The 23265-nt window shown below is 63.7% G+C and carries 19 protein-coding genes; 14 read left to right on the plus strand and 5 right to left on the minus strand.

Going from position 1 to position 23265, the window contains the following annotated elements; genetic code table 11:
* The 5 genes from F4Y38_11610 to F4Y38_11630 form a co-directional block, all read left to right on the plus strand.
* On the plus strand, positions 1-817 hold an 817-nt coding region (locus tag F4Y38_11610; GenBank protein MXY49925.1), incomplete at its 5' end, for an ATP-binding protein.
* Positions 818-1045: 228 nt separating this feature from the next.
* Positions 1046-1918 carry a xanthine dehydrogenase family protein subunit M gene (locus tag F4Y38_11615; GenBank protein ID MXY49926.1) on the plus strand — a complete coding sequence of 291 codons (873 nt, stop codon included), beginning with the start codon at positions 1046-1048 and terminating at the stop codon, positions 1916-1918.
* A 6-nt stretch (positions 1919-1924) separates the two neighbouring features.
* Positions 1925-2395, plus strand: coding sequence for a (2Fe-2S)-binding protein (locus tag F4Y38_11620; GenBank protein ID MXY49927.1), 471 nt, complete (start codon positions 1925-1927; stop codon positions 2393-2395).
* Positions 2396-2471: 76 nt separating this feature from the next.
* Positions 2472-4748: a xanthine dehydrogenase family protein molybdopterin-binding subunit gene (locus tag F4Y38_11625; protein ID MXY49928.1), complete on the plus strand. Its 2277-nt coding sequence runs from the start codon at positions 2472-2474 to the stop codon at positions 4746-4748.
* 178 nt (positions 4749-4926) lie between these two features.
* On the plus strand, positions 4927-5199 hold the full coding sequence (locus tag F4Y38_11630) for a MoaD/ThiS family protein (protein MXY49929.1): 273 nt from the start codon (positions 4927-4929) through the stop codon (positions 5197-5199).
* Positions 5200-5216: 17 nt separating this feature from the next.
* On the opposite strand, the gene F4Y38_11635 is transcribed toward F4Y38_11630, so the two are convergent.
* The gene (locus tag F4Y38_11635; GenBank protein ID MXY49930.1) at positions 5217-7667 is read right to left on the minus strand and encodes a S1 RNA-binding domain-containing protein; all 2451 of its coding nucleotides are present in this window, start codon (positions 7665-7667) and stop codon (positions 5217-5219) included.
* An 88-nt stretch (positions 7668-7755) separates the two neighbouring features.
* On the minus strand, positions 7756-8976 hold the full coding sequence (locus F4Y38_11640; GenBank protein ID MXY49931.1) for an aminotransferase class V-fold PLP-dependent enzyme: 1221 nt from the start codon (positions 8974-8976) through the stop codon (positions 7756-7758).
* Positions 8977-9191: 215 nt separating this feature from the next.
* Between F4Y38_11640 and F4Y38_11645 the strand changes: the two genes are divergently transcribed.
* The 9 genes from F4Y38_11645 (at position 9192) to F4Y38_11685 (ending at position 19067) form a co-directional block, all read left to right on the plus strand.
* On the plus strand, positions 9192-10637 hold the full coding sequence (locus F4Y38_11645; protein ID MXY49932.1) for a menaquinone biosynthesis decarboxylase: 1446 nt from the start codon (positions 9192-9194) through the stop codon (positions 10635-10637).
* A gap of 214 nt (positions 10638-10851) precedes the next feature.
* Complete coding sequence (locus tag F4Y38_11650; GenBank protein MXY49933.1) at positions 10852-11151, plus strand: hypothetical protein; 300 nt, start codon at positions 10852-10854, stop codon at positions 11149-11151.
* A gap of 83 nt (positions 11152-11234) precedes the next feature.
* A complete protein-coding gene (locus F4Y38_11655) occupies positions 11235-13040 on the plus strand; it encodes a hypothetical protein (GenBank protein MXY49934.1) in 1806 nt (601 codons plus the stop codon).
* Positions 13041-13050: 10 nt separating this feature from the next.
* Positions 13051-13818, plus strand: a complete 768-nt coding sequence (locus F4Y38_11660) for a collagen-like protein (protein ID MXY49935.1) — start codon at positions 13051-13053, stop codon at positions 13816-13818.
* The gene (locus F4Y38_11665; GenBank protein ID MXY49936.1) at positions 13815-14765 is read left to right on the plus strand and encodes an extradiol ring-cleavage dioxygenase; all 951 of its coding nucleotides are present in this window, start codon (positions 13815-13817) and stop codon (positions 14763-14765) included. Before F4Y38_11660 ends, F4Y38_11665 begins: the two co-directional genes overlap by 4 nt.
* Before the next feature lie 137 nt (positions 14766-14902).
* Positions 14903-16099, plus strand: coding sequence for a CofH family radical SAM protein (locus tag F4Y38_11670; protein ID MXY49937.1), 1197 nt, complete (start codon positions 14903-14905; stop codon positions 16097-16099).
* Between the two features lie 5 nt (positions 16100-16104).
* Positions 16105-17229, plus strand: a complete 1125-nt coding sequence (gene mqnC, locus F4Y38_11675) for a dehypoxanthine futalosine cyclase (protein ID MXY49938.1) — start codon at positions 16105-16107, stop codon at positions 17227-17229.
* 60 nt (positions 17230-17289) lie between these two features.
* Positions 17290-18105, plus strand: coding sequence for a menaquinone biosynthesis protein (locus F4Y38_11680; GenBank protein MXY49939.1), 816 nt, complete (start codon positions 17290-17292; stop codon positions 18103-18105).
* 2 nt (positions 18106-18107) lie between these two features.
* Positions 18108-19067 (plus strand): DUF362 domain-containing protein, encoded by a 960-nt coding sequence (locus F4Y38_11685; GenBank protein MXY49940.1) that lies wholly within the window; start codon positions 18108-18110, stop codon positions 19065-19067.
* 5 nt (positions 19068-19072) lie between these two features.
* Here F4Y38_11685 and F4Y38_11690 read toward each other — a convergent pair whose 3' ends face one another.
* The 3 genes from F4Y38_11690 to F4Y38_11700 form a co-directional block, all read right to left on the minus strand.
* Positions 19073-20200 (minus strand): aminotransferase class V-fold PLP-dependent enzyme, encoded by a 1128-nt coding sequence (locus F4Y38_11690; GenBank protein MXY49941.1) that lies wholly within the window; start codon positions 20198-20200, stop codon positions 19073-19075.
* Positions 20201-20293: 93 nt separating this feature from the next.
* Complete coding sequence (locus F4Y38_11695) at positions 20294-20626, minus strand: STAS domain-containing protein (GenBank protein ID MXY49942.1); 333 nt, start codon at positions 20624-20626, stop codon at positions 20294-20296.
* 200 nt (positions 20627-20826) lie between these two features.
* Positions 20827-22521 carry a hypothetical protein gene (locus F4Y38_11700; GenBank protein MXY49943.1) on the minus strand — a complete coding sequence of 565 codons (1695 nt, stop codon included), beginning with the start codon at positions 22519-22521 and terminating at the stop codon, positions 20827-20829.
* Positions 22522-23265 lie beyond the last annotated feature (744 nt).

The raw sequence follows: 23265 nt of genomic DNA on the forward strand, positions 1-23265 counted from the left end.
GGACGGGCAGTCCGGCGAGTCCGACGACGTGTTCGCGGGCTCCATCGCGTTCAGGTGGGGGAAGCGTGGAGGGAAGGGCGCCCTGGAACCGATCGTGCACCCCGACCTGGTGGATCTGGTCGATCTCTTCGGTCTGGATCGCGAGATCGGAATCCTGGAGCGGAACACCCGCCAGTTCGTCCGGGGGATGCCCGCGAACAACGTGCTGATCTGGGGTGAGCGCGGAACCGGCAAGTCTTCGGTGGTGAAGGGCCTCCTGGCCCGGTTCGCCGGCGAGGGCCTGCGCATGATCGAAGTCCGCCGGCAGGACCTGACGGATCTGCCCGAGATCGTCGAACTCCTATGGGACCGGCCCGAGCGCTTCGTCCTGTTCTGCGACGACCTGTCCTTCATGGAGGGCGAATCCGTGTATCTCGAGCTCAAAGCGCTCCTTGAAGGCAGCCTTTCCGCCCGGCCCGACAACGTGCTCGTCTACGCCACGTCGAACCGCAGGCACCTGATGCCCGAGAAACTCGCCGACAACACGCTGCGGTTCAGTCCGGACGACGATGAAATCCATCCCCAGGAAACCGTGGAGGAGAAGATCTCGCTGAGCGACCGATTCGGCTTGTCCATCGGTTTCTACCGGATTACCCAGGACACCTATTTCCGGATCGTCCGCCATCTCGCCGATCAGCGCGGTCTCGACATGGACGCCGGATTGCTGAGACGGGAATCCCTCCGGTGGCTTCAGCGGGCCAGCGGCCGTTCCGGCCGGGTGGCGCGGCAGTTCGTGGACGACCTGGAGGGCCGGCTCAATCTGGGCGAATTACCGTAGATTCAGGGCCGGCTCAAACTGGGCGAATTACCGTAGATTCAGCACCGCCGCGATATTTTGCGAACCGTGTTTCTTTCCCGCTTGACACGTTGTTTCGCACCGCCTAATTATGTAGATTGGATTTTCTCGATAACCGCTTATTGAACCCGCGTGTAACCGGGTGCCCGGTTTGCGGCTATTTCGATTTCGCAGTCAACAGTTCGAAGGTAAACAGCAAAGGAGTGTGTCTTGCACGCATTCGATTACGCCACGCCTGAAAGCGTGGCCGATGCGGTCGTGATGCTCAGCGATCAAGGGAAAAACGCCTGTGTGCTCGCGGGCGGCACGGACCTGATCGTGCAGCTTCGGGAGAATCGCAGGCGTACCGATCTTGTGGTGGACGTCAAGAAAATCGCGGAGTTGAATGCGTTGTCCTACGACGCCGCGACCGGCCTTACGGTCGGGGCGGCCGTGCCCTGCTACCGGATCTACGGGGACGCGGAAATCGCCGCGGCCTATCCGGGACTCATGGACGCGGCCAGACTGGTGGGCGGCACGGGGATCCAGGGCAGGGCCAGCCTGGGCGGGAACCTGTGCAACGCCTCCCCGGCGGGCGATACGATTCCCCCCATGATCGTCCTTTCCGGCGAGGCGGAAATCGCCGGTCCGAACGGAACGCGGAAAGTGGCCGTGGAAGACTTCTGCACGGCGCCCGGCCGCACCGTGCTGGAAGACGGCGAGTTCCTGGTGTCGCTCCATTTTCCTGCACCGCAGCCGAATTCCGGAGCCTTCTACCGGCGCTTCATCCCCCGCAACGAGATGGACATCGCCGTGGTCGGCGTTGGCGCGTCCGTCGTGCTCAGCGCGGACAAGTCCTCATTCGTGTCGGCGCGCATTGCCGTCGGCGCCGTGGCCCCAACACCCCTTTTCGTTCGGGAGGCCGGGGACGCCCTGTCCGGAGCGCCCGTATCCGACGAAGCGATCCGCCGGGCGGCCGACATAGCCCGCGACGCAGCCCGGCCCATCAGCGACATGCGGGGCACCGCCGAATACCGCAAGCATCTGACCAGCGTATTGACGCGCCGGGTTGTGGAAGGCGCGGTTCAACGAGCCAAGGAGTAGCCGTCGATGTCGAAAAAAGTACACGTACAGACCACCATAAACGGAGAAGCGGTCGATTTCCTCTGCGAACCGCGCAACAGCCTGCTCGAAGTGCTCCGCGACGACCTGGATCTCACCGGCGCCAAGGAAGGGTGCAACAACGGCAACTGCGGTGCGTGCAACGTGATCATGGACGGCAGGCTGGTCAATTCCTGCTGCGTGCTGGGCGTCGAAGCCGACGGATGCGAAATCACGACCATCGAAGGCATCGGGTCCGCCGCCAACCTCCATCCCCTGCAGCAGAAGTTCCTTGAGCACGCGGCGCTTCAGTGCGGAATCTGCACACCCGGATTCATCGTTTCCGCCAAGGCGCTGCTGGACGAGAATCCGAACCCCAGCGAAGACGAAGTGCGCTACTGGCTGGCCGGCAACCTGTGCCGCTGCACGGGGTACGACAAGATCGTTCGCGCGGTCCTGGACGCCAGGAACGGCGCCTGATCAGCGTGTCCATGAACAGGATATGGGAACGAGACAAGAAATGATCAACTGAAATGACTTAACGGAGGGAACAGACGTGTCACAAAACGGACATAAGGTCATCGGCACACGTCCGATTCGCCACGACGGGGTGGACAAGGTCACCGGCCGGGCGATCTACGGCGCCGATATCCAGCTGACGGGACTGCTGCACGGCGCCATCAAGCGCAGCCCCCATCCCCACGCGCGGATCAAGAACATCGACACCAGCCGCGCGGAGGCCCATCCTGGAGTGCGGGCCGTCGTCACCGCCCACGACCTTCCGCAGATCGCGGACAAGCTCGCCGACCTGGGCGAGGCGATCGTCAACCTGCGGGACGCCAGCAACAACGTGCTGGCCTACGGCAAGGTCCTCTACAAGGGCCACGCCGTCGCCGGCGTGGCCGCCATCAACCTGCACGTGGCGCAGGAGGCAGTGGAGTTGATCGACGTGGAATACGAAGCGCTGCCCCACGTCACGGGCGTGCTGGAGGCCATGGAGGACGGCGCGCCGATCCTGCACGAGGACATGAAAACCACGTCCATGGGCGAAGAGACGGACAAGGTCAGCAACGTCGCCAACCACTTCCAGCACAAGATGGGCGAACCGGACGATGGTTTCGCGGAAGCCGACGTGGTGATCGAGCGGGAGTTCACGACGCAGACCGTCCACCAGGGCTACATCGAGACCCATAACGCCACGGCGCACTGGAACGAAGAGGGTCAGCTCACGATCTGGACGAGCACGCAGGGCGCTTTCTCGGTGCGGGACCAGATGGCCGAAATCCTCCAGATGCCCGTTTCGAAGGTCAAGATCGTGCCTCTGGAGATCGGCGGTGGTTTCGGCGGCAAGATCTCCGTCTACCTGGATCCGGTCGCGGCGCTGCTGTCGAAGACGACCGGTCACCCGGTCAAGATGACGATGACCCGCGACGAGGTCTTCGAGGGAACGGGACCGACGCCGGGCTCCTACCTGAAGGTCAAGATGGGCGCCACCAACGACGGCCGGCTCACGGCCGCCACGGCCTACATGGCTTACGAGGCTGGCGCTTATCCCGGTTCGCCGGTCGGCGCGGGCGCGGGCTGCATCTTCACGCCCTACGACATACCCAACGTCCAGATCGACGGGTACGACGTGTGCGTGAACAAGCCCAAGACGAACGCCTACCGTGCGCCGGGCGCCACCAACGCGGCCTATGCCGCAGAAACCGTCGTGGACGAGATCAGCGAAAAGCTCGGTGTGGACCCGCTCGAGTTCCGGGTGAAGAACGGCGCGAAGGAAGGCACCCGCCGGGCCGACGGTCCCGTGCATCCGCGCGTCGGCTGCATCGAGACCACGGAGGCCGCACTCAACAGCGAACACTACCGGTCTTCCCTCGCGAAGTCGGTGAACGGCAAGGTCCGCGGCCGGGGCGTCGCCTCGGGTTACTGGTTCAACTTCAACGGCGGCCGGTCGGCCATTTCCGTCAGCATCAATCCCGACGGCACCATCAACATGCTCGAGGGTTCCACGGACATCGGCGGCACGCGGGCCTCCATCGCCATGCAGCTGGCCGAAACCATCGGCCTCGAGGCCACCGATATCAAGCCTTACGTCGTGGATACGGACTCGATCGGTTACACCGACGTGACCGGCGGCAGCCGCACGACCTTCGGAACGGGCTACGCCGCCCACGCCACGGGACAGGCGCTCATCCGTGAGATGAAGGAAAGGGCGTCCAAGCTCTGGGACGTCCCCGCCGATGCCATCGACTTCGAGGACGGGGTCTTTTCCTACCGGGATGACGCGGAGAAGCGGGGCAGTTTCAAGGAGCTGGCCAGCCAGGCCGGAGATGCCGGCGGTCCCGTGGTCGCCCAGGTGAGCACGAATCCCGACGGCAGCGGGGGCGGTGCATTCGCCACCCACGTCGTGGACGTGGAGATCGACCGGGAAACGGGCAAGGTGGATATACTCCGGTATACCGCGGTCCAGGACGCCGGTACGGCCATTCACCCGAGCTACGTGGAAGGCCAGATGCAGGGCGGCGTGGTGCAGGGCATCGGCTGGGGACTGAACGAGGAGTACATCTACAACGACGACGGTTCCATGACCAACGCCAGTTTCCTGGACTACCGCATGCCCACGACCCTCGACCTGCCCATGATCGAGACCATCATCGTGGAAGTGCCCAACGAATCCCATCCCTACGGCGTCCGTGGCGTCGGCGAAGTACCGATCGTACCGCCGCCGGCCGCCCTCGCCAACGCCATTTACGACGCCACGGGCGTGAGGCTGCGCGACCTGCCCATGTCACCGCCCCGGGTCCAGAAGGCCCTGGCGGAGAACGGCGGGTAGGCGCGGAGTAGGGAAGCGTTAATGAAGCGTAGACGCTGAAGCGTAGACGTTGTAGCGAGAGGCAAAGGGCGGGGATGGATGCTCCCGCCCTTTTGCTTTACTTGAAGGCCTTGCCAGATCCCGGGTTGTCTGAGTGCGCAGGACATTTGGAAAAGCGCATAGCAACGAAAGCTGATCCATGGCAATCATCTACATCCCGTCCCTCATGCGCGATCTGACCGGCGGCAAGGAGATCATCCACGTCGAAGGGGCCGACATGCGCCAGATCATTGCCAACCTGGAGACGGCCTACCCGGGTTTTAAGCAGAGACTGCTGGAAGAAGGGACGCAGCGCATCAAGCCCAATATCGCGGTCATGATCGATGGCCGGAACGCCCGCCGCATCCTGCTCGACAAGGTGAACGAGAAAAGCGAGATCCACTTCCTGCCCGCGATCAGCGGAGGAGTTTAAGGGGAGTTGAGGAGGAATTACAGCTTCCGATTCAGCTTGAGCAGGTGATCGACGGTCAGGACCTTGTTGGCCGCGGAACCCCGTTGGCCGGCCGACTTCCGATTCGCCGGTTTCTTTCTCCGGTTCTTACGTGAGACCACCTTCCCGGACGCTTCCGTCTTCCCGGACGCTTCCGTCTTAGGTGTCCCGTCCGCATTCACGGATGCTTCCGCCTGCCCTTCTGTACGGGTGTGTTCCGCCGCCTTCACATTTCCGCCGTCGGTCCGCCCATCCTGCCGGCGCTTCGATGGCCGGCGTCTTCGCCGGCGCTCGGGCTTCCCGTTGCCCCGTTCCTTGCCCTCCCGCATCGACAGCGAGATCCGGTTTCGTTCATGGTCCACGCCGAGTACCCGCACCTCGACCAGTTGCCCGACCTTGACGGCTTCGCCGGCATGCTTGACGTACCGGTCCACGAGTTGACTGATGTGCACGAGCCCATCGAGGTGGACCCCGACGTCCACGAAGGCGCCGAAGTTCGTGACGTTGGTCACGACGCCGTTGAGCCGCATCCCTTCCTTGACTTCATCGATGCTGTGGACCCCTTCGGTGTACTGGACGGGCTTGAACTCCTCGCGGGGATCGCGCCCGGGGCGCGCCAGTTCTTCCAGGATATCTTCGAGGGTGGGCAGGCCTACGGTCTCATTTACGTAGGTATCGAGCTCGATGCGGCCGCGGACCGCTGAGTCGTCCATGAGCTCCTTGACGCTGCAACTTTGATCGGAAGCCATACGATCCACGATTTCGTAGCTTTCGGGATGCACGGCACTGGCGTCCAGGGGGTTCTCGCCGTTCCCGATTCTCAGGAAACCCGCCGCCTGCTCGAAGGCCCGCGGGCCGAGATTCGGCACCTGCTGCAAATCCGTCCTCGAGACGAAGGGACCCGCTTTCTCCCGGTGGGCCACGATGTGTTTCGCCAGCGCGGGTCCGATGCCGGATACGTAGGAGAGGAGTTGAGCGCTCGCCGTGTTCACTTCGACGCCGACATTGTTCACGCAACTCGTCACCACGTCGTCCAGGCTCTTCTTCAGCGATGACTGGTCGACGTCGTGCTGGTACTGCCCGACACCGATGGACTTGGGATCGATCTTGACCAGCTCGGCCAGGGGATCCATGAGCCGGCGGCCGATGGAAATCGCCCCGCGTACCGTGACGTCGAGCCGCGGGAATTCCTGCCGGGCCTCGGACGACGCCGAGTAGACCGAAGCGCCGCTTTCGTTCACGAGCACGATGGACGGATCCCCTTCAAGCTCGATCGTACGGAGGAACTGGGTGGTCTCCCGGCCGGCCGTCCCGTTGCCCACGGCGATGGCATCGAAATCGTACTGCTCGTGCAGGGACCGCACGATCCGTGCCGCCCTTTCCTTCTTCTTGTCCCCGGAATGGGGAAAGATGCTGGCCCGGTCCATCAGTTTGCCCTGCTCGTCGAGGCACACGACCTTGCAACCCGTGCGGAAACCGGGGTCGACCGCCATGATGCGGCGGCGGCCCAGGGGAGGCGCCATCAGCAGCTCCCGCAGGTTCCGCGCGAAAACGAGGGTCGCCTCCTGCTCGGCCTTCTGCCGGACAAGGGATCTCAACTCCGTTTCGAGGGAGAGCGAGAGCAGGCGGCGATAGCCGTCGGTCACGGCCAGGCGGACCTGTTCGGATGCGGGGCCTTCTCCCTTGACGAAAAGCTCCTCGAGTCGCGCGATCGCCTCGCCTTCCGGCGGAGCGATGGTCATGCGCAGGACATCTTCTTTCTCACCGCGCCGCATGGCGAGCACGCGGTGGGAAGGCGCTTTCACCGCCGGCTCGGACCAGTCGAAATAGTCCCGGAACTTGATCCCCGAAGATTCCTTCTCCGCGACCACCGTGGACCGGATGTCCGCCTTTTCGTGGAAAAGCCGGCGCAGGGCCGACCTTGCCGTCGTATCTTCATTGATCCATTCGGCGATGATGTCACGCGCGCCGGCGAGGGCGTCCTCTGCGGTCTCGACTTTCTTTTCCGGATCGACGTAATCCGCGGTTTCGGATTCCAGATCCATTTCCTCCTGTCCGAAGATGCGCTCCGCCAGGGGTTCCAGGCCCCTTTCCCGGGCCGCCGTAGCCCGCGTGCGCCGCTTCGGCCGGTAGGGGAGGTAGGTATCTTCCAGTGCGGTCAGGGTTTCCGCGGCGCGTATCTTCGATTCCAGCTCGTCCGTGAGCAGGGCGCGGTCCTTCAGGGAGGCGAGGATCGAGGTCCGGCGTTTCTCCAGTTCCCGGAGCTGGCCGATCCGGTCGCGAATCGCCGAAACGGCCACCTCGTCGAGCGAACCGGTCCTTTCCTTGCGGTAACGCGCGATGAAGGGAACCGTGGCCTCTTCGTCCAGCAGACGCGCGACGGCTTCCACCTGCTCGGGCCGGATCCCCAGTTCACCGGATATCTTCGTGATGTGTGTGTCGTTACTCATGTAAAATCGTGGCCTCGTCTGTCCTCAACTCGTTAGTCCTCGCCTGGTTTATCCTCACCTGGACTCGCGGCCCAACGTCACATACCGGTCACGCGTCCAGGATCTCCCTCAGCCGCTGGGCTACCCGTTCCGGTTCGCCCGCCTTCAGGCAGACCGGACCGAAGAGCACGATCCCTTCCGAGACTCGCCCGGTATTGGCCTGGATGGGAGGATCGCCCCCCTGCAGTGCGAGGACCACGTCAAGGGCGGTCTTGCCCGCCACGGACTCGTCCAGTTTCAGCACGGCCACCGGCACTTCACTGGGCCTGCTGTCGGTATCGATCGTAAACCGGCCTCCGGGAATGTCCCCGGCGGCGGTCACGAGTTCGTCTATGCGGTCCCGCCACGCCGCGGCGCGCGCTTCCAGGTATTCACCGGCAAAGCGCTCGAGCGCGGTCAGCAGGCCCACGATCTGTTCCTTGCCGACCTTGCAGGGTCTCCCGATGCCGTGATGAGGCGCGCCGGGCAGGATCGACTTGTCGATGAGGGATTCCGGCGGATTCCACTGCGGCTTCAGTACGTCCATGTCCAGGTGTTGAAGCGCTACGCACATGATGAGGTCCCGGCGTCCGCAGAGGATGCCGGAACCCTGAGGACCGCCGATGGCCTTTCCGCCGCTGAAGGCCACGAGGTCGGCTCCCTGCGATATGAATGTCTGCAGGTTCGACCGTGGCGGCAACTGCCCGGCGGCGTCGACCATCACCGGTACGCCGTGGGCGTGGGCGACTTCGACGACTTCTTCCAGGGACGGCAGGGAACGGGGATTGGCGACGTAGCACACGGCCGCCGTGCGCTCGGTGATGGCGTCGGCGATCTCCCACGCTTCGGTGTCCCGCACGCCGGCCCCGCTGTACCGGTCCGCGATCCCCACTTCCACGAGCTTTACGCCGACCGACCGGATCGCGTGGTCGTAGAAATTCCGCTGGCTGCGGGACATGATGACTTCGTTCTTCATGCCCTCCGTGTCCGGCAGCCGGTTCATCTTGCCGGGGTCCGGACCGGTGACGCATGCCGCTGTGCCCAGGAGGAGTCCCGCGGCCGCGCCGGAAGTGACGTATCCCGCTTCCGCCCCGGTGATCTCCGCTATAACCTCGCTCGCACGGGCCTGGAGTTCGGCGATGTCGACGCAGTACTGCGACGCCTCGTGCATGGCGTCGGCGACTTCGGGATCCATGATGCCGCCGCTGAGCCGGGTGGACGGACCCGAAGCGTTGATGATCGGCCGTACGCCGATGCGTTCGTAGATGTTGGGCATGCAGTACCCTGGCATGATTCGAAGGATGGTGTTTCGAAAGCGCCACTAATCCTATTACATCGGTCCCGGGTTTGCAACCTGTTTTTTCCGGGCGAGGGCCGGGGCGTTCCGATCTGCCAGTTATGAATTGACTTGGCCCGTCGATAGAGGTACTTTAAACGAGCGGAAATACCATCGCGGCACGGCGCCGAAACCCATGCCGATCCAAAAACTTTCCAGACTGCAAGCCAATGGCCCACAAAGACTTAAACTCGTTCGTCGACCTGCTTAGGGAAGAAGGTGAGTTAAAGGAAATCACCGTGGAGATCGATCCCGAGCTGGAGATCAGCGCCATCGCGGACCGCGTGGTCAAGCAGAACGGGCCGGCATTGCTCTTCACCAACGTAAAGGGCCATTCCGGCATACCGGTGCTCATCAATACCTTCGGGTCGAAACGCCGCATGGAGCTGGCCCTGGGTACAGGGGACCTGGACGACATAGCGGCCGAAATCGCCGACCTGATCAATCCCCAGGTGCCCGCCTCCCTTGCGGGTAAACTGCAGCTTCTGCCCCGGCTTGCCCGGTTGAAGGATACCCAGAGCAGGACCGTGCGCAACGGCCCCTGTCAGGATTTAGTCGAGACGGACACGGCGTCTCTCGATAGCATTCCGGTCATCAAGTGCTGGCCCGGCGACGGCGGAAGGTACATCACCTTTCCCCAGGTCATCACGAAACACCCCGTGAAGGACACGCGAAACGTGGGCATGTACCGGCTTCAGGTCTTTGACGAGAAATCCCTCGGGCTTCACTGGCAACGGCACAAGGGCGGCGCCCATCACTACCGCGTCGCGGAAGAGATGGGCGAGCGGCTGGAAGTCGCCATCGTGCTCGGACCCGGTCCGGAAACCATGTACGCCGCGACGGCGCCCCTGCCCGACGAAATCGATGAGTACATGCTGGCCGGATTCCTTCGCAGGCAACCGGTCCAGCTGGTGAAGTGCCGGACGGTGGACCTGGAGGTGCCGGCCAACGCCCAGATCGTCCTGGAGGGGTACGCCGAACCTCATGAACGGCGTGTGGAGGGGCCCTTTGGAGATCACCAGGGTTACTACTCGCTGCCCGACGAGTACCCCGTGTTCCATCTCACCGCCATCACGCGGAGAAAAGACGCCATCTACCCGACGACCATCGTCGGACCGCCGCCGCAGGAAGACGGGTGGCTCGGGAAGGCCACCGAACGCATCTTTCTCCCGCTGCTGAAGACCACCCTGCCGGAAATCGTGGACATCGACCTGCCCGTCGAAGGCATCTTCCACAACCTGGCCATCGTATCCATCGACAAGCGCTACCCGGGCCACGCCCGTAAGGTGATGCACGCCCTCTGGGGCCTGGGCCAGATGATGTTCACCAAGGTGATCATTGTTGTGGACAGGGACGTGGACGTGCATAATTTGCGGGAGGTCGCGTGGCGGGTAGGCGTCGCCATCGATCCGAAGCGGGACCTGCTGATCAGCGAGGGTCCCTGCGATGTCCTGGATTTCGCCGCGCAGACCGCCGACGTGAGCGGCAAACTGGGTATCGACGCTACCGAGAAATGGCCGGACGAGGGATTCGAGCGGGGGTGGCCGGAAATCCTGCGCATGCCGGAAGAGGTCGACCGGCGCATCGACAAGCTCTGGCCGGAACTGGATTTGTAATTTGACCAGCCTTGAGTCAGACCGCCCTGAACCTGTCCACGCGCACTTGGGTGGAAGGCGCAGGCTGGCCTTGCGGAATAGTTCAAGTCTCGGTATATTTGCTTTTCATCCTAAATCAAGCACAACATTCCTGAATCGGAGTCTGCCGGGTCTGCCCGCGCTACGGTGCGCCGGTGCGATCCTGTGGGCATCACGGCATCAACGGAGGGCGCACATGTTTTACGTTGTCTCTGCGACGCACAAGGCGGAAATGGCACAGGAAAGGCTTCGACTGCAGGAAGCATTCGCCGCCTACCTTCACGACCCTACTCATCATCCCGACGTGACCATACATCATGGCGGGCAAACACTCAGCGAGAGTGACCGCTCCGTCACCGGTTTTGTCCTTGTGCTCGAGGCTCCTTCTATCGAGGTGGCAACGGCATTCGTCGCCGGCAGTCCCTATGCCGAGGCGGGCACCTTCGCCGAGTCAGATGTCCACCCGTGGAACTGGCTGACGGGACGGCCTGGCTGAGCGTGTTGCCGGACCGGCCAACCCGGTCGCGTCCGGTCGCGTCAGGACGCGACCGTTGGACTGATGTTTCTGCATGACATTGGATCACAGGATGTGCGTATACCGGCCAGGGGAGTCTCGTGAGCAGCCGTGAAGGGCAAAGCGCTTCTGGCGTTCAATACGAACCCGACGAACATCCTCCGGCGCTTGTGTCGCTGGGCAGCGGCCTGCAACTGGTCGTTCTCGGCATTACTAGCATCATCTTCATCCCCACGATCATCATACGGGCCAGCGGCGGAACCGAGGCGTACCTGTCCTGGGCCGTATTCGGCGCCGTCGCCGTCAGTGGGGTCTGCACGGCGCTGCAAGCCGCCAGGTTCAGCCGGGTCGGTGCGGGATACCTGCTCTTCATGGGTCCCGCCGGAGCCTTTATCGGGGTCTGCGTCAGCGCCCTCGTCGAAGGCGGTCCGGCGCTCCTCGCCACCCTCGTCGTCGCATCGTCACTCGTCCCCATCGTGATATCGATGCGACTGGCCCTTTTCAGGCGGCTTCTCACACCGACCATCGTCGGCACTGTGAACATGCTGATCCCGGCGACTGTGCTGCCGGTCGTATTCAGCCGCCTGGCCGACGCGCCGCAGGACGCGGCGCTCAGTGCACCGCTCACCGCGGTAGCGACGGGTCTGGTCATCGGCGGCATCTCCCTCACGGCAGGGGCAACGCTGCGGTTGTGGGCCCCGCTCATCGGGGTGATCGTGGGTTCGGTCATCGGCGGATCGATGGGTCTCTATGACTTTGGCCTGATCGCCCGTGCTCCGTGGTTCGGTTTGCCGCAGGGCGGTTGGCCGGGTTTCGGTTTCGACCTCGGGCCGGCCTTCGTGAGTCTTCTGCCTGCCTTCGCTTTCGTGGCCCTCATCGGCGCTATCCAGACGATAACCGGTGCCGTCGCCATCCAGCGCGTGTCGTGGCGCAGGCCAAGGGCCGTGGACTACCGGGCCGTGGAGGGTGCGGTGACGGCGGACGGAATCGGCAAACTGCTGTCAGGCATCGCCGGGATCGTGCCGACGCAGACCATTGGCGTCAGCGTCCCGACCGTTGAGCTCACGGGGGTCGCGGCCCGCCGCGTGGGCATCATTGCCGCCGGCGTGCTGATCGTGCTGGCGTTCCTGCCCAAGTTCCTCGCCATGATCCTGGCTATTCCAAGCGCGGTTGTGGTCGCCTATCTGACCGTCGTGCTGGCGTTGACCTTCGTCCGAGGGATGACCGAGGTGGTGCAGGGAGGGATCGACCATCGCAAGGCACTGATCGCGGGCGTCGCCTTCTGGGTCGGTGTCGGCTGCCAGAACGACCTTCTGTTCCCCGAGGTGCTCGAGGAACTGGGGGGCGGCCTGCTGGCGAACGGCATAACGGCCGGCGGGATCATGGCGATCCTCATGACCCTGTTTCTGGAAGCGACGGCCCCGCGCAGCAGCCGGATCGAAGTGGAGCTCGACCTTTCCGTGCTGCCGAAGATCAGGACGTTCCTCGAAGCGTTCGCATCCCGCAACGGCTGGGGACCGGAGATGGTCGGCCGTCTCGACGCCGCCAGCGAGGAGACCTTGCTGACGCTGATCGAGCAGGACGAGAGCCGGGAGAGCAGCGAGCGGCGGCGCCTGCTCCTGAAGGCGCGCAGGGAAAGCGGCGGCGCCGTCCTCGAGTTCATAGCCGCGGCGGGTGAGGAGAACGTTCAGGACCGGATCGGGTTGTTGGCGGACCGGCCCGACGACGTGCTGGTGGAGCGGGAAGTCTCGCTTCGGCTGTTGCGGCATATCGCTTCCTCCGTCCGCCACCAGCAATTCCACGACACGGATATCGTTACCGTCCACGTGAAAGTACCCAAGCCGGACGGGAACCAGTCGAGCACAACATGAGACGTGAAGGATGAAACGCGAAAAAACGCACGAAGCGGAAGGCGCCGGCGTGCTGGGAGAAACCGGCGTTCCGGGAGAAACCGGCGTTCCGGGAGAAGCCGGCGTTCCGGGAGAAGCCGGCGTTCCGGGAGAAGCCGCGGCGCCCGTCAGTCCACCGTCACATGAAGCAGAATTCGAACGGGCCTGGACCGACCCGGACAACACCCGGATCGAGCTGGATCCGGTCGACATCAACCGGACGCTGGCCCGATATTACCTCGCGACCAAGCCGCTCAGGTTTACCCGGACCATGCTGTGGGACATGGAGGTGAAGAAGGCGTTCCGGCCCGACCTTTATATTCCTTCTGTGGTAACGAGAGGCAGTTCCCATTTTTGGAACCGGCAGGCATTGGCCGGTGGAGCAGAATCCTTCGTGCGATGCTCGCGGCAGCGCCTCTGGCTTGTGCCGTCGGAGCACGGGTTGGTCCTCGAACGCGTCTTCCTTAACCCCGGGCGGCAGCGCGTCACATTCATCGGCACGGCGGAACTGCCCGGCAGGGATGGGAATCCGCTTCGAGCAGGCGAGGGACAGCCGCTCTTTCACGTTGAGCATTCCGTCGATGGCAGTGAATTGCACCCACTGAACCTGTGGCGCATCGTTTTCCTCACCGACGGGCCAAGACAGCAACTGATCGAACGGTTCACGCTGGCGAAGAACGTCCGGCTGCGCGAGTTCGTCGAAATCTACATCCGCAGGGACTTGAAGATCGCGTTGAACCGGAGGGAGCTTCCCGGATGAAGATCCTAGACATCCGCCACGTGGGGTTGCTGTCACCCGCGACCGCGACCCATGCGAAGTTCTACCTCGAGGCCTGGGGACTCGGCTCGGCCGGCGAGGACCGGCACGCGCGGTATTTCCGCGGAGCGTCGACCGAGCATCACATTCTCAGTCTGCATGCGGCGAAGCGGCGTGGGCTGCACCACCTGGCCTTCAGCGTTGACGAATGCGAGGCGGTCGACGGGGCGGCAACCGAGCTCGAACGCCGGGGAATCACCATCGTGGCCCCTCCGGGCGTCCTGGACAAACCTGGCGGCGGGTACGGACTGCGATTCCTGGACCCGGAAAACCGCTGCATCGAACTGTCGGCCGGCGTGGCCCGACACGCGAACGGCGGGGCCGATGCGAACGGCGGATCCGATGCGAACGGCGGGTCCGGCGAGCACGATGGGCCCCACCGGTTGTGCCACGTGGGTCTCAACACGCCGCGATTCGAGCAGACCGTGGCGTTCTATACCGATGTGCTCGGATTCCGGGTCTCGGACAGGATCGAGGACCAGATGGTCTTCCTGCGATGCGGCCGGAGACATCACGTCGTCGTGTTCACTCGCGCGGATCACGCATCGGTCAACCACGTCGCGTTCGCGATGTCCGGCGTGGACGCCTTGATGAGAAGGGTCTCCAACCTTCGTGACCGGGGGCAAGAACCCACCTGGGGGCCGGGACGTCACGGCCCTGGCAACAACATCTTCTGCTACTACGGGGACCCGGCCGGATTCGTGAACGAATGCTCCAGCGACCTGGCGTATATCGAAGACGAAGCGACGCACGAACCTGCAGTGTGGCGGCGGGTGCCGGAAACCCTGGATTACTGGGGTACGGCAGGGGCGCCCGGACCCGGCGTTCGGAAGGCTATGGCCGGCGACCCGGATCCCGGCTGGACCGCGCAGGGCCTCGTCGAGGAATGACAGTGAGATGGCCGAGGTGATTCTTATTGTGGAAAGGGACCCGGAAGTGCATTATATGAGGGAAGCGTGTGGCGGGTCGGCGTCTGCAGAGGACGCCCGCCGGTTGAAACTGAACGACTGGTTTTGAGGAGACGGTTTTGTTCGAAGCATTGATCGCCGCGGCGGGACTGGAAGACATCCACGAAAAGGTCGCAGCGGGCGAGCGGCTCTCGGCCGACGACGGGAGAAGGCTGTACCGGAACGGGAACCTGCCCGCTATCGGTTACCTGGCCAACCTGGTGCGCGAACGCATGCACGGCGACCGGGTTTACTTCGTGCGCAACCAGCACCTGAACTACACCAACATATGCAACAAGAGCTGCCTGTTCTGTTCTTTTTACGCCCTGCCTAAAGACCCCGAGGGCTACGTGCTTTCGCCCGACGACATCAGGGCGAGGATGGAGACCTACGCTGACATTCCCATCTCCGAAATCCACATGGTAGGGGGCGTGAACCCGAAGCTGCCCTACGCCTATTACCTGGACATCGTCCGGGTGATCAAGGAAGTCCGGCCCGGGGTGTCCCTCAAGGCCTACACCATGATCGAACTCGAGCAGATCCGGCGCATCGGCAGGAAGTCCATGGCCGAGACCCTGGTGGACCTGAAAGAAGCCGGGGTGGACGCGCTGCCCGGCGGCGGGGCCGAGGTCTTCAGCGAACGGGTCCACGAGGAACTCTTCCAGGCCAAGTCGGATTCGGACAAGTGGCTCGAGACCGCGCGCGTCGCCCACGAGGTGGGCCTGCCGTCGAACGCCACCATGCTGTACGGTCACGTGGAACAGACGGAGGAGAAGGTCTACCACCTAATGAAACTGCGTGAACTGCAGGACGAGACGAACGGCCTGCTGGCCTTCATCCCCCTGTCGTGGCACCCTGAACGTACAGCGATCGAACACCTGCCGGGACCCACCGGCCAGATGGATCTCCGGGAGATCGCAGTGGCCCGGCTCATGCTGGACAACGTGCCCCACATCAAGTCGTTCTGGATCATGAACACCCCGGCGGTGACGCAAGTGTCGCTGTGGTACGGGGCGGACGATATGGACGGCAGCGTCCTGGAATACGAAATCACCCGGAACCCGGTCACCGACCGCATGCAAGCCCTGACCCACACCCAGATGCTCGATATGATCAGCGAGTCGGGGCGGCAGCCCGTCGAACGCGACGCGCTTTACCATATCGTCGACCAGCCTGAAACGATCCGTCCGGCCTATATGGAGACCGCCAACGGGCAGGCGGCTAACGAAGCGAAGACCAACGGGGCGACGGCCGCCGTGGCACCGAGCCCGGGATAGTCCACATGATCACCGATATCGCTGAAAAAGTCCTGTCCGGAACGCGGCTCACCGCCGAGGACGGGAGTCGACTGTTCCAGCACCCGAACGTCACCGAGCTGGGCATGCTCGCCGATCACGTCAGGCGGACCAGGCACCCGGAACCGGTGGTGACCTACAATATCGGCCGGAACATCAACTACACCAACGTCTGCTGGGTGCGGTGCAAGTTCTGCGCCTTCTACCGTCCCCCGGGCGACGGCGAAGGTTACACGCTGCCGGACGAGGAGATCTTTGCAAAGGTCGAGGAACTGATCAGCGTCGGCGGAGATACGCCGGATTCCTGTGAAATCCTCATGCAGGGCGGTTTGAACCCGAAGCTGAAGATCGACTACTACGAAATGCTCTTCTCGGAAATCACCCGGCGCTATCCCGCGGCCTATCTTCATTCGTTGTCCGTGGCGGAAATCGTCTATCTCGCCCATATCTCGAGAATCACGGTCGAGGAAGCGCTGATCCGCCTGCGCGCGGCCGGACTGAAGTCCCTCCCGGGCGCCGGCGCCGAGATCCTGGACACCGAGGTGCGCGACGCCATCGCCTTCCGCAAGGAAACGGTGCAGGAATGGCTGGACGTCCACAGCCTCGCCCACCGCCTCGGCATGAAGTCGACGGCCACCATGATGTTCGGATCGGTGGAAACCGTCGAACACCGGTTGAAGCACCTTCTGCGGGTCCGCGAAGTGCAGGACGAGTCCCTGGCTCGCCACGACGGTTACTTCACGGCCTTCATCGCTTGGAGCTTCCAGCCGGAGGGCACGGAACTGCCGGACACGCGAAAGGCGACCGGGTACGACTACCTGCGCACCGTGGCGATCGCCCGGCTCATGCTGGACAATATCGAGAACGTCCAGGCGTCCTATGTGACCCAGGGGCCCAAGATCGCGCAGATCGCCCTGGGTTACGGCGTGAACGATTTTGGCAGCACGATGATGGAAGAGAACGTCATCAGCGCCGGAGGCACGAGTTTCGTGATGCCTACGGATGAGATCGAACGCCTTATCAGCGACGCGGGGTTCACGCCGCGACGACGGAACACGCGATACGAGTACGTGGGAAACGGCACGCCGGAAAAGCACGAAGCCACCGCGTGATTTCGCGGGAAGCGGTGACGGATACAACCGGCAGCGACTTCCGACGGCAACGACTTCCGTATGGTCAACAGAACCCGAATCTACGCCGTCAGTTACCTGAATTCCCGGGCCTTGACCTATGGCCTGGAACACGGCGGCCAGGATCACGGTTTCGAAATCCGCTACGATATCCCCTCGGAGTGCGCCCGGCAGGTAAGGACGGGCGGGGCCTCGGCCGGCGTCATCCCGTCGATCGAGTATGCGCGCGCCGGGGCGGCCTACGCCATCGTGCCGGAGATCGCCATTGCCTCCGACGGTCCGGTCGGCAGCATCCTCCTGTTCCACCAGGTGCCGGTACGCCGGATCCGTAAGGTGGCGATGGACACGAGTTCCCGGACTTCGGTCGCCCTGACGCGGATCGTCTTGGAGGAAAAATACGGACTGGATTTCGATTCCTTCGACCATCCACCGGACGTTTCCGCGATGCTGGAACGGGCGGACGCGGCCCTGGTCATCGGCGACCCGGCCCTCGAATATACGGACCGGCCGGAACCGAGGCTCGACCTGGGGCATGCCTGGCGGGAACTGACCGGTCTGCCTTTCGTGTATGCCTTCTGGGCGGGAAAGGAAGGCGGACTCACACCCGGTGAGGTCGAACGGCTCATCGCGTCGAAGGAACAGGGCGTGTCCGCCCTGGATGAGATCGCCGAACTACACGCCGGGGACCGTTCCCGGTCCACGTCTTTTTATGCGTCGTACCTGAAAGACAACCTGGCCTACGTCCTGGGTGATCGCGAGCGAAGCGGGCTCATGGAGTTTTACGGTCTGGCCCATGCCCGCGGCCTGATCCCGGACGTTCCGGAACTGCGGTTTTATCCGCGGCAAGGAAGGAGTTGACCATGGCATCGACAACGACGGTGGGCATCGGTACGGGAAGCAACCGCCGGGAGAACGTACGGACGGCCGTAGAACGCTCCGCCCCGCAACTGGCCTCCCTCATGCGTGAAGAGGTCATGCTCAAGCCCAATTTCCTCTCCGGCACCAACCCGGTGGTATGCACCCACCCGGACGCGGTCCGCGGCGTGCTGGACGTGATCGTGACCCTGCCCGACTGGCCCCGTCGGGTCCTGATCGCCGAGGGCGGGAACGAGTCCGTACCCGGGGAGTGCTTCCGTCACATGGGGTACGCCGACATCCCGGACGAATACGACCTCCCCATCGAGCTGGTGGACCTGAACCAGGAGACACGGTGGCGCAACACCCGGGTATACATGGTCGACGGCACCTGGACGACGGTCCGAATGCCCCGAACCGTGCTGGACTGTCCCTGCGTCATCTCGGTCGCCGTGGCAAAGACCCACGATGGCGCCATGGTTACCCTGGCGCTGAAGAACCTCATCATGGGCACGATCCTGAAGAAGGACCGCATCAAGGTACACGGCTACACGACCCACTACGACCGGCGCCACCCCCAGGAGGCGCGGGCCCTCAGCAGGAACCTGATCCGGCTTGCCCGCCACCTCTACCCGCACTACAGCGTGGTGGACGGCACCGTGGGCATCCAGGGCAACGGTCCCGGTGGTACCGACACGGTACCGCTCGGGCTGGCGGCGGCCGGCGAGGACACCATCGCCGTGGACGCTGTCATTTCGAAGGCCATGGGATTCGAGCCCATGGAAGTGGGCACGGTCTTCTACGGGGATGCCATCGGGCTGGGTGTGGGCGACCTGTCTCGCATCCGCGTCGCCGGCGGCCGTCTGGATGAGCTCGCCCTGTCCTTCAAGGGTCACGAATCCATCGACCTGCAGCGCCAGTGGGCCATCGAAGGGGCGTGGGAGACGGCGGCGGTCGGCGGCTGAAGCGTTCAGTGCCCCGGAAGCGCGTCCACGACGCGAAGAACTTCCTCTTCCGTGTTATAGAAATGCGGGGAGATGCGAATGCCGCCTCCTCGGCGCGCGCCGAGGATCCGGTGGCTCCGCAGCGTACGATGCAGGGCTTCGGTCTCGTGTACCGGACTGTCGAAGGTCACTATGCCCGACGATTCGGATGCGCCCCGGGGACTCAGGACGCGGTAGCCCGCGTCGCGCAACCCGTCGACCAGCCGGTCGGTCAGCAGTCGCAGCCTCTCCTGCACCGCCTCTATACCCACCTCCAGCAACAAGTCCAGGGAAGCGCCCAGCGCGTGAATGCCCAGCGTATTGTGGGAACCGCACTCGAAGCGCCGCGCCGTCGGCGCCGGCGTGGGATCGTAGGCATTGTAGTTGCCCGCGTCGGCCACCGAGTTCCAGCCCACTTCGTAGAGCCTCAGCCGATCCGTCAGGTGCGGCGCGCAGTAGAAAATGCCGATCCCTTCCGGACTCAGTAGCCATTTGTGTCCATCGGCCGTGAGGAGGTCGATGGACATCTCCTCCACGTCCACCGGCGTCTGCCCGAGGGACTGTATGGCGTCGACGACGAAACAGACGTCCTTCTCACGGCACAGCGCGCCGATCGCCGCAAGGTCATTGCGGAATCCGTTGCCGAACTCGACGTGGCTGATGGAGACGGCGCGCGTCCGCCCATCGATCCTTTCCGCGATCGAATCCACCGTGAGCCGGCCGTCCACGGACTCTACCATCCGTGTTTCCACGCCGTATTGGGCAAGATTGAGCCAGGGATATACGTTCGAGGGGAATTCCAGGTCGTTCAGGACCACGTTGTCGCCTGAACGCCAGTCGATGCCGTTGGCGGCGAAACACAGGCCTTCGGTCGTATTCTTGACGAAGGCGATCTGCTCGGGTGTGGCGTTGATCAAGCGGGCAGCCCGAGACCGGGCGGTCTCGATGGCGGCTTCCCAGTCACGGTAGTTGGAGGCGGCGTGCTCGTTGAAGTCCTCCACGTAGGCGCGCACGGCTTCCCTGGCGCGTGTGGGCAACGTGCCGACCGCCGCGTGGTTCAGATAGGTGCAGCGCTGGACGACAGGGAATTCCTGGCGGATGCGGTCGAGGTTCAATTCAGGCCGGTCCGGTTCGACGGGACTGTGCGCGGCAAGGCAGGGACGGGTGCCGGAACGTGCGGCACGGCAGCCTGATCGACGACGGTCCGATCAGAAACTTGCCGCGGCGTCCTCTGCCGAGTCGAAGATGTTGAAAACGGAATCCAGGCGGGTAACGACGACCAACACGTTGTGCGTGCGTTCGCTCAGGTTGGCCAGCTTCAGGTCGCCTCCGGCTTCACGGAGGGTCTTGGCACTTCCCACGAGCGCGCCGACGCCCGAACTGCTGATGAGGTTCAACCTGCCCAGGTCGACGACGGCTGCGGTCGTGCCCTCGGCCTTCAATGCCCTCACGCGGTCATGGAATGCGGACACTTCGGGATCGCCCAGGAAGCTGCCGACGAGTTCGATAACCGGTACACCGTTAATCCTGCTTTCGTTCATTGCACGCCTCCGTCTATACGCTGCCAAAGCAAAGACCAGCCATTGGATGGTGTAACATTAAACATCAGGTACGCGGTTACCGCAAGGATAAATTGCGCGGGTCGCGGCGGACCCGAAAGCGGCGCGGACGGCGCGAAAAGCGGCGCGGACGATCGGTCATACGGCCGGTCCTGTGGCCGGTTTCGCCATTGGCCGGACGGTCAGGGGTTCGACGCGAAAACGGCGGTCTCGGCGCCTTTGGCGCTGTAGCCCGGGCAGTGCCCGTTCTCGATGTAGGGACAGGGACTCCGGGCGATAATCACGCGGACACCCGACTGGCGCAGGCTCCGTCCGATCACGTCGCGCGACCGGTCCTCGTCCCAGGGATCGATGGTCTCGTTCAGCGAGACCGGGCAGGCTTCCACGATGTCGTCGATGCTGAGCGGCATCGTCTCGCGGCCCGGTTCGGATCCGCCCAGGTTGGGCGTGCCCTGGAACCCGGACAGGGCCGTCGTGGCGTTGTCCAGGATGAGGATGATTAGATCGGACCCCTGGTGGGCCACGTTGAAGAGCGCGTTGGCGCTCAGGTGAAAGAAGTCGGAATCCCCTACGACGGCGATCACGGGATCGGTCACACCGGCCAGGACCAGACCCGATGCGATGCCGATGCTCGAACCCATGGAGTACTTCACGTCGAGCATCTCGAAGGGCGGCGTACTGATTTTGATCGCGCAACCGGGGTCCACTACGTACACCGGCGAAAGGCCGTATTGCCCGCTCAAATCGCGCAGGGTTTCAAACACGGGCGTGTAAGGACAGTTTTCCGGCAGGCCCGCCTCGCTGGGCAGGTCTTTGTGTTCCGCTTTCGGCGGGAAGTCGCGGGCCGGCTTGAATCCGGGGACGAATCCGGCCAGGGCCTCCGCGATCTGCCCGCGGAACAACTCCCCTTCCCGCGACACGGCCCCGTCGTGCTTGCCGCTGATCGGCGTCGAGATCTTGGCGTCATAGGAGACCGATTTAATCAATGTTTCGAGAAAGGGCTCGTTCTCTTCCAGGACCAGGGTCTTCTCGGTGGAGGCTAGAAAGCGGGTGATCCGATCGGTGGGCAGCGGCCACAGGGTGGACAGCTTGAGGATGGACAGGCCGGAGGTATCCACCCCTCGAAGCACGTCCATCAACTTGGTGTGGATCACGCCCGCGGCGATGATGCCGATCTTCCCCGTTCCGGTGACCTTGTTGAAGCTCGCGGATTCGAAATGCAAAGCGACCGCTTCAAGCCGCTCGTGCAGCCGCCGGTGCAGCTGGACGGCGTTTCCGGGCACCGACACCCACCGCATGGGATGCCGTTCGAAGGCATGGGGCCGCACGGGGGCCGCACGGGGGATCTCAGGAGGTTCCACTTCTTCTTCCAGCGCGCCGTACGTCTTCGTGATGCGCACGATGACGGGCATCTGCGTCTCGCGGGACAGCCGGAAGGCCTCCCGCGTCATGGTGATCCCTTCGGAGGGCGTCGCCGGTTCCAGCATGGGCAGCTCGCTTCCCCAGGCGATCGGGCGGGTATCCTGGTCGTTCTGGGTGGCCCAGGCGCCCGGGTCGTCCCCAAGCAGGATGACGAGCCCGGCGCCCACGTCCGTCAGGTTGGCCACCATGACGGTGTCCAGGGCGACGTTGAACCCGACGCCCTTGCAGCCCATCAGGGCCGGGACGCCGCCGATGGATGCGCCCACCGCCGTTTCGAAGGCGACCTTTTCGTTGGTGGACCATTCCACATACAGCCCGTGGCTCTCCGAGAATCCACGCAGAAACTCGATGGTACTGCTGCTCGGTGAACCAGGATAGCTTGTCGCCACCGCGACGCTCGACTGCAGCGCGCCATACGCGATGGCCTGGTCACCGGTAATGCGCATCCCGGCCATGTAACGCTCCCGCAACGGCAAAACCTGCTTGAATGAACGTGTGAATATAGGTTTTGCGGCCCTTGACGGTCAAGCGATATCCGTCGCGGAGAACCGGCCAGAAACCGCTTGCGACCGTTCCGCCGTCCGGCTATATTTGACCCGTTTCCCTTCTAGGTTCAGCACCGGGACCGCATGACATGGGACCGCATGATATGGGACCGCATGACATGGGACCGCATGACATGGGACCGCACGATGCGGCCAAGTCCGTGCCGGTCGTTCGGTGTCACACTTTTCGGTCCAAAGAATCCACGCAGGCGACGGAGAAATGGGGATGGCAAAAAGGCGGCAGGCATCCGGACTGAAAAAGGCGGCAGAAGACGGCCGGTCCAATCGGTCCGCCGGGCCCGCGGACTCCATCGAGGAACTGGACGGGATTCTGGCCGGTGCCGGATCGGCCGAAGCGGACAACGAGAAATACTGGCGAGCCGTGAGAGCCCAGTTTCCCTATAACGGCGCCATACACTACACCAACAACGGGACGATCGGCATTCTGCCCCACATGGTCCTCCAGGCTCAGATCGCGGTCCTGAAGGAAACGGAGATCCAGGACGGGGACACGGGGGGCGTCGCCTATCCGGCGCCTCACGAGGCCCACGAGAAGCTGGCCGCGCTGATCAGCGCGCCAACCACCGAGGTCGCCCACCCGCGGAATTCGACCGTGCGCATGAACATCCTTGACCGCGGACTCGACGGTAAGCC

Source organism: Gemmatimonadota bacterium (assembly GCA_009838645.1).
GTDB lineage: Bacteria > JAAXHH01 > JAAXHH01 > JAAXHH01 > JAAXHH01 > JAAXHH01.

Excerpts from the sequence above, each read along its gene's own strand:
- F4Y38_11620 (MXY49927.1), top strand. The coding sequence starts at position 1,925 with ATGTCGAAAAAAGTACACGTACAGACCACCATAAACGGAGAAGCGGTC.
- F4Y38_11630 (MXY49929.1), top strand. The coding sequence starts at position 4,927 with ATGGCAATCATCTACATCCCGTCCCTCATGCGCGATCTGACCGGCGGC.
- F4Y38_11635 (MXY49930.1), bottom strand. The coding sequence starts at position 7,667 with ATGAGTAACGACACACACATCACGAAGATATCCGGTGAACTGGGGATC.
- F4Y38_11640 (MXY49931.1), bottom strand. The coding sequence starts at position 8,976 with ATGCCAGGGTACTGCATGCCCAACATCTACGAACGCATCGGCGTACGG.
- F4Y38_11645 (MXY49932.1), top strand. The coding sequence starts at position 9,192 with ATGGCCCACAAAGACTTAAACTCGTTCGTCGACCTGCTTAGGGAAGAA.
- F4Y38_11650 (MXY49933.1), top strand. The coding sequence starts at position 10,852 with ATGTTTTACGTTGTCTCTGCGACGCACAAGGCGGAAATGGCACAGGAA.
- F4Y38_11660 (MXY49935.1), top strand. The coding sequence starts at position 13,051 with ATGAAACGCGAAAAAACGCACGAAGCGGAAGGCGCCGGCGTGCTGGGA.
- F4Y38_11665 (MXY49936.1), top strand. The coding sequence starts at position 13,815 with ATGAAGATCCTAGACATCCGCCACGTGGGGTTGCTGTCACCCGCGACC.
- mqnC (MXY49938.1), top strand. The coding sequence starts at position 16,105 with ATGATCACCGATATCGCTGAAAAAGTCCTGTCCGGAACGCGGCTCACC.
- F4Y38_11680 (MXY49939.1), top strand. The coding sequence starts at position 17,290 with ATGGTCAACAGAACCCGAATCTACGCCGTCAGTTACCTGAATTCCCGG.
- F4Y38_11685 (MXY49940.1), top strand. The coding sequence starts at position 18,108 with ATGGCATCGACAACGACGGTGGGCATCGGTACGGGAAGCAACCGCCGG.
- F4Y38_11695 (MXY49942.1), bottom strand. The coding sequence starts at position 20,626 with ATGAACGAAAGCAGGATTAACGGTGTACCGGTTATCGAACTCGTCGGC.
- F4Y38_11700 (MXY49943.1), bottom strand. The coding sequence starts at position 22,521 with ATGGCCGGGATGCGCATTACCGGTGACCAGGCCATCGCGTATGGCGCG.